Source organism: uncultured Acinetobacter sp., from assembly GCF_947624825.1.
In the GTDB taxonomy this organism is placed as follows: domain Bacteria; phylum Pseudomonadota; class Gammaproteobacteria; order Pseudomonadales; family Moraxellaceae; genus Acinetobacter.
In genome coordinates this window covers 1-6394 of sequence record NZ_CANQLZ010000090.1, presented here as the reverse complement: position 1 = coordinate 6394, position 6394 = coordinate 1, and the positions used below count along the sequence as shown (strand labels likewise).

2 protein-coding genes and 2 pseudogenes are annotated in these 6394 nt (G+C 38.8%); all 4 read right to left on the bottom strand.

Annotated features, from left to right (window positions below):
• Positions 1-64: 64 nt before the first annotated feature.
• On the bottom strand, positions 65-193 hold the full coding sequence (locus Q0017_RS12995; protein ID WP_298147628.1) for a hypothetical protein: 129 nt from the start codon (positions 191-193) through the stop codon (positions 65-67).
• A gap of 97 nt (positions 194-290) precedes the next feature.
• Positions 291-392, bottom strand: a pseudogene (locus tag Q0017_RS12990) (IS5/IS1182 family transposase); the annotation flags it as partial.
• A gap of 128 nt (positions 393-520) precedes the next feature.
• Positions 521-1147 carry a hypothetical protein gene (locus tag Q0017_RS12985; protein WP_298147626.1) on the bottom strand — a complete coding sequence of 209 codons (627 nt, stop codon included), beginning with the start codon at positions 1145-1147 and terminating at the stop codon, positions 521-523.
• A gap of 537 nt (positions 1148-1684) precedes the next feature.
• Positions 1685-6202, bottom strand: a pseudogene (locus Q0017_RS12980) (hemagglutinin repeat-containing protein); the annotation flags it as partial.
• Between the last annotated feature and the right edge of the window lie 192 nt (positions 6203-6394).

Below are 6394 nucleotides of genomic sequence, written 5' to 3'. Positions count from 1 at the left end.
AAATAGCAGAGAACTTTTATCGGTTAGCTGCCTAGCATATCCCAAGTGAAAGTCTCCTGCTAATTCAGCACATATCAATATCTTTGAGTTCGAGTTCACCAGAGTAGTTCAGCTTGCCATGATCGGTCAGTGTCCCATCGCTATTCTTCGTTGCATTGGCAATCACACCACCAATATTAGTGACGTTTTTCACTTCCATAGCATCTAGGTCGGCATTGTTCTGCGCATTTCCAATTAAAAGTTTACTGGTGTCATTTACCTAAGCTTTATCATTTTGCTCCTTGGCTTGGTTTAGGATCGAACCAAATGGAAATATTGCCTCGGTTAATTAAGGCTCGATTATAGGAAGACCAATTCGTTGTACGATAGGGTTTAGGTACAGGCTTATTCATGTGGAAATGATATTACTGAATAAGCCTTTATCTGTAGGTTTGTGCAGAAAAGCCTATTTTATGTACAGATTTACTGACATAAAGGTGAATACCACTGCAACAATTCCTTATAGATAATATTTGAAGACTTACTCTTCAAAATTAAAATCCTTTAACGTCTTTCCTTTTTCATCCAATAATTTATATACAAAATCAGGTTCAATTTTTAAAAATAACTCAATAACATCATGAATTTTCCAACCATGTATTTCTGGATGATCAATGATTGAAATTAAATGTTCTTTTAAAACTGGAATATATTCTTTAAAGTCCTTATTAATTACTAACCGAAATAAAGAATCTATTCCAAAAGGTTGAGTATTAGCAAGCTCTATTATCTTGACAATATATGGAAACAATTTTTCTCTTGTTAAGGTACCTAGACCATGGTCAGATTTATCAGCCCAATAACGAATGAATGCTCTAAGAACATGTTGCAATGTATCATCATAACCATTTAGCCTATGATCAATAAAACCATTTAGCTTATTGTTTTCAAATAATGCTGTTAAAGCGTTAAAACCATAATCGTCCCCCCAAAATGTCAACAATTTAGCAGCTTGGAATACAATATAGTCATCCGAATTTGTTAATAATTCTCTCAACTGTTCTACACGGCTAACTGAAATATCTTCAGCATCTAAGTCTTCTGCTATATCTGTATAATTGACACCATCAGGAATCTCATTTAATAAGTCTATAATCTTCTGTTCCAACTCTATACTCCTTATAAACTATTTCTTTATGTATTCTGATGGAACACAACCTTTAATTAAGCACTCACCATCTCTAATAGCATGGTTCAAATCTTTCAGTGCATCTGTTAATTTTTCTTCATTTCTCTCGCTAGGATTACGATCATACTTAGCCTGAGCTGCATCAACTTTAGATTGTAATTCCTTTCTAACTTCGGTATGTGTCACAATCTGACTACCAGAAATCTTACCTGCATCAATATCTTCCTGCAATCGCTTCGTATCAATCTTAATTTGCTCACCACCATAATTTTTAGAATCAATAGCTATTGCTGGATCACTCGTTGAAATGTATGGTGTATTCTCAGAATTACCACCTCTAATATGAGATTGAACAGATCCTGTTCCTTCAGGGTTTGCAGCAACCAAATCACCTTTGTCATTTATGTAAGCTTTTGGCTTACCTTTATAATTTTCTGTAGCAGAAAAATCATGATCATTACGAGTAACATAATCAGGAACAGTAGGTTTTACTGATATTTCATCACTATTTTTAGCTTTTCCTTTCCCTGAAATTAGCGTCTCAGCAGCTATACCAACAATAAAAGTAGCACCTAGCTTTGCATTTTGTAGTGATTCCGCATAATTAAGACTTCGTTGAAAATCATCATCGCTTAGTCCAAGCTGTTTCAACTCACTAATTTTTTCAGACCGACTCCAATCATCATATAGGCCATCTGAAAGTCCATAGAGTGATTTTACTAAATGATTTGATACCGCATTTGTAGCATAATCAATATATTCTCCACTAAATTGATTAACTATATATCCTGCTGTTGCTTTTACAGGCCCTCCTAACAACACGCTAGCAGCAAGTTGTATTTTTTCAATGTCAACACCACTATCTACAGAAATTTTTTCTATATTTTTACTAATATCTGCTGCCGCATGTAAAAATTTAAAACCTAGTAAATCCGTTTCTTTTACAGCAAGAGAACTATCTGTATTTTCAGCTAATATACTAATTAAGGAGTTTGAGTTGACTACTGGTTGCTCTTTAGAGAGCTCAGAATTAAGAATCTGTTCAATGCCACTACCATTTTGACTTAAAATATCTAATTGTTCTTGGACAGCAGATAATTTTTGAATTGCATACCAATAATTATCTGTATCTATAATCTTTTCGACCTCTTTAATTTCAAGACCATTTTTCAATAGCTCCCCTGCAACTTGCTGCCCATATTCCTCTAAACCCTCAAAATCTGCTGGTAAACTATAAAGTTTTGCTTGTATATTATTTAAACTTTTTAAAGCCTTCTCTTTATATTCACCCTCAGGCATTTGCTTCACAATATTTTCAGCACTTTGTCTAAAGTTCTCTGGCAAATTCTTCTGCTGTTGAATAATCTCAGCACGACCACTCTCCGTCAGTAAGCGATGATCTACCGTTACAGAACCATCAAGCATCCCTGTCACTTGGTCTCGGGTAATTTCTTGCGTGTTATTAATATCCCGATTGTTGCTATCTGTAGCGTTGGTAACGGTACCTTGACCCATCGTCGCTTTGGTCAGCTGTTCTGTTTCTTGTCCACTGGTGTTGAGGCCAATGGTCGTTGAGCCATTCGGATATTTAGACTTTTGACCATCTTTTTCTTCTGTAGTTTTTCCTATAGTCGTCGATACATTAAAGCCACTGCTACTATTGTAGTTATGATCTTCTATATCTTTCAGCTCAAGCTCACCTGAATAATTCAGTTTGCCATGATCTGTTAGACTTCCGTCTGGGTTCTTCGTTGCATTGGCAATTACACCACCGATATTGGTAATATTTTTAACACCCATCGCATCTAGGTCGGCATTGTTCTGCGCATTTCTAATTAAAAGTTTACTGGTGTCATTTACCCATGCACTGTCACTATTCCCTTTATTTTGGTTATAGCCCGCTGTAACGTTACTTAAACCACTTGAACCAAAGCCTGCACCAATCGAACCACCTTTACTGCTATTGCTACTAGTCGCTGTATCCTGCAAGCTTTCTACATGAATTTCATTGACTTTCAAGCTACCGCGATCAGCAATAGAAACCTCACCCCCCTGAATATTCAGCTTGTTTATACTGCCAGCTGTTTGGTTCAGCTCTACCTGACTGTTCACATGCGTTAAGCTTTCACTTTGTGATTTGCTGGTTTGCTTGCCAACAGATGCGCTGCCGCCACCGCCATAGGTATAGCTCACGCTTTGACTGTTGGTTTTACTGCTGCTGTCTTGTGCTGCATGTTCTGTTCCTGCAGTAACATTCAGATCTTTTGTTCCATCAAAAGTGGTTGTACCTGTTGCAGATACACGACTACCTTGAATATTCACATCCTGATTTTCTGATTTCAATGTCAGATTATTTAAATCAAGATTACTGCCTTGCCACTCGCCCTGTAACGTATTGGTTGTTGTGGTTGTTTCAATACGTTCTCCATTGGCACCAATGGTAAAGCCATAAGTTGCTGAGCTTGCAGCAGCCGATGCAGCGGCAGCTCCAACAGCAATTTGTGCATTAGCAAGGTTGGCTGTGGCCATTGCAATATTGGCTTTGCTGTCATCTAGTGCCTCTTTAGTGATTTTACCGGCGGCATGGTCACGCTGTGCTTGGCTATATTGGTCTTTGGCTTGTTTAACCGCTTCGGCGGCATCTTTAACTGCACCAACTGCAAGCGCTGCATCTAGGTATGCATTGCGTACACCAACCTCAGTACTAATCGTTTCGGTATGTGTTTTGTCTTCAACCGTGGTTTTATTTTCATAACCGCCAATATTGAGATCACCACGTCCATGATCAAGCACCGTATCGCCTGTCGCTTTGATATTTTGCCCTAAAATATCAATACCATCTGCAGCTTGGACTTTTAAGTTGTCAGTGATGATAGAGCCTGCTTTATGTGTAGTCTCTATCGTCTTGGTGCTTTGTGTTATATCTTCACTCACAAATCCGCCTAAACGAATATTGTCTTTATTCAGCTTAACACCCAAGCCTTCGATGGTTTCTTTGCTCTGTGACTGCTCTGAAATATTCTGTTCTTCAGCAGCATTCAGAGTGACTTGTTGACCTGAAATTATTGTATTTTTTGCTGCAATATCGGTACTGGTTAATGTCGTTTGACCTGCAGATCCGGCATAGACATTGTCGGCATTTAAGCTTGTTCCAGTGTGTTTTGTTTGCTCTCCTCGTGAGCTTTTTGACTCACCTACTGTTATTTTTCCAATTTTTAAGCCAGGTGCTAATGCCTCTATGCCAGCTAATCCAATCGCAGTTACTTTGACTAAATCTTTAACAATTCCACGATAGCCCTTCTGCTGTTCATCCCATTGCTGATCATGTGTTTCTAAGGTACTAAGTGTCACATTTTCTGGCATCAATGAACCATCTGCTGCTTTTAACGTGCCATCGGCTTGGCGCTGCATCAGCGTATTACCCACATAGATGCTTTGCCCAGCATTTACATCATTGGCTTGCAGTTCAATATTTTTGCCTGCATTAATATCGACATTTTTACCAGCGGTGAGTTGAGTTTGCGCAACTTCTTGGTCGACATAACCTGTTTGACTGTTTTTATAGGTTGCGAAGTTTGTATTTGAAGATGTACTGCTTTGGCTTGTTTCATTGAGTGCAGAGTTTAAAGTCACATCACCATTTTTAGCTTGGATTTGAATTGTTTCACCAGCATCTGCTTTCAGATGTGCTGCTGTGATATCACCTTGCTCAGCATTGAGTACAATATTTCCACCTGCATTGATTTGGTTCGCAATTGACTGACTAGATTTCGAAATGTCATTGCGCTCTGTACTCCGTGCCAATATGCCTCCTGATTTAGCAGACATAGCAACATCAGTTGCTTTCAAATCCTCGCCATTCTCAAGTTTTATACCGTGCTGAGCATTCAGTACAATATCACCTTGTTTACTTGTAAGATCGACAGCTTTGCCAGCAATTTGATTTGCCTTTAACTCAACCGTGCCTTGACCGTGAATAGAAGTACCTTGATCAGCTTGGGTCGTGGAATAGTTATAATTCTTTTCGTTTGCATAACCCTTATTATTGATGCCCGTCTGAATTGCCCCAATCATTAAATCGCCTTGGCTTTGGATAGACGTTTGACCATTAGCATTCTGAATTTCCGAACCCACTAATTTGGCATCGCCACCCACACGAATTGTAATGGTTTGGGTTAAGTTCTCAGTATCTGTAGAAACTTGATTCAACGGTGTTTTAGTATAAATTCCAGCTACACGGTCTATGCCTGTATATGTAAAGGCACTCTCACCAACTATGTTTTGACTGTTTTGAATTGAACTGCTTAAGTTAAATTTCCCGCCAACATTTAAATCTGCTGTTTTTTCTGCTTGAATCTGTCCACCGACAATATTTAAATTTTTTTGAGTTGTAATCCCGACTTGATTGGCCTGAATTCGGCCATTCATCAACTCAACATTATCCGCATTTAAAACAACTGCTTGACGACCTGCAATCGTACCTGAATTGAACACGTTTCCTTGTACTTTTAAATCGATTGAGTTTGCAGATATTAGTGTTCCATCACCTTTTAAATCCCCCACTCGAGCTTTGACATAGACTTGTGGCACTAGTGTTTTAGCTGTGGTTCCATCTGCAAGTTTTACCGTTTTCTCTTCCAACCAAACGATATCACTAGTCAACTGAGCAATCTGCGCTTCTGACAGTGCAATCCCTACACGTAACTCATATTGTTTAGCAAATAATAATCCATTGTTCATCAAAGCTTTGTATTGTTCTTCATCGGAACCATAGCCTTCTAAGAAACGGAAACCTGTGAGCTGAGCAACTTGATCTTGTACTAAACGCTGTTCATAAAAACCATCACCAATTCGTTTTTGTTGCATCGCTGGATCTAGCCCGAGCGCATCCAACATATAGTCTGATGATAACCAGTTTTTATAATTGGCAAATGCTGGATCAGTCTCAACTATATATTGCGCTTGGCTACCTTTTGCAGTGATATATAACGCATTGCTAGGCAGGGTCAAATGATCTTGTGTGACTGTTCGAATGCTCACATTTTGGCTTTCAGGCTGCTGGCTGGTCAATGGCGCCGTCACCACTGTATTTGCAGCATCAATATTTTGTTGTACCGTTTGGGTATTGAATTGTTCGGTTGGATCAGTATTACTGAACCGTACCGGGTTTGTCGGAGACTTTTTATTTAAGTTAGGCCACCTGACCTAACGGGTTAATCTTATCAT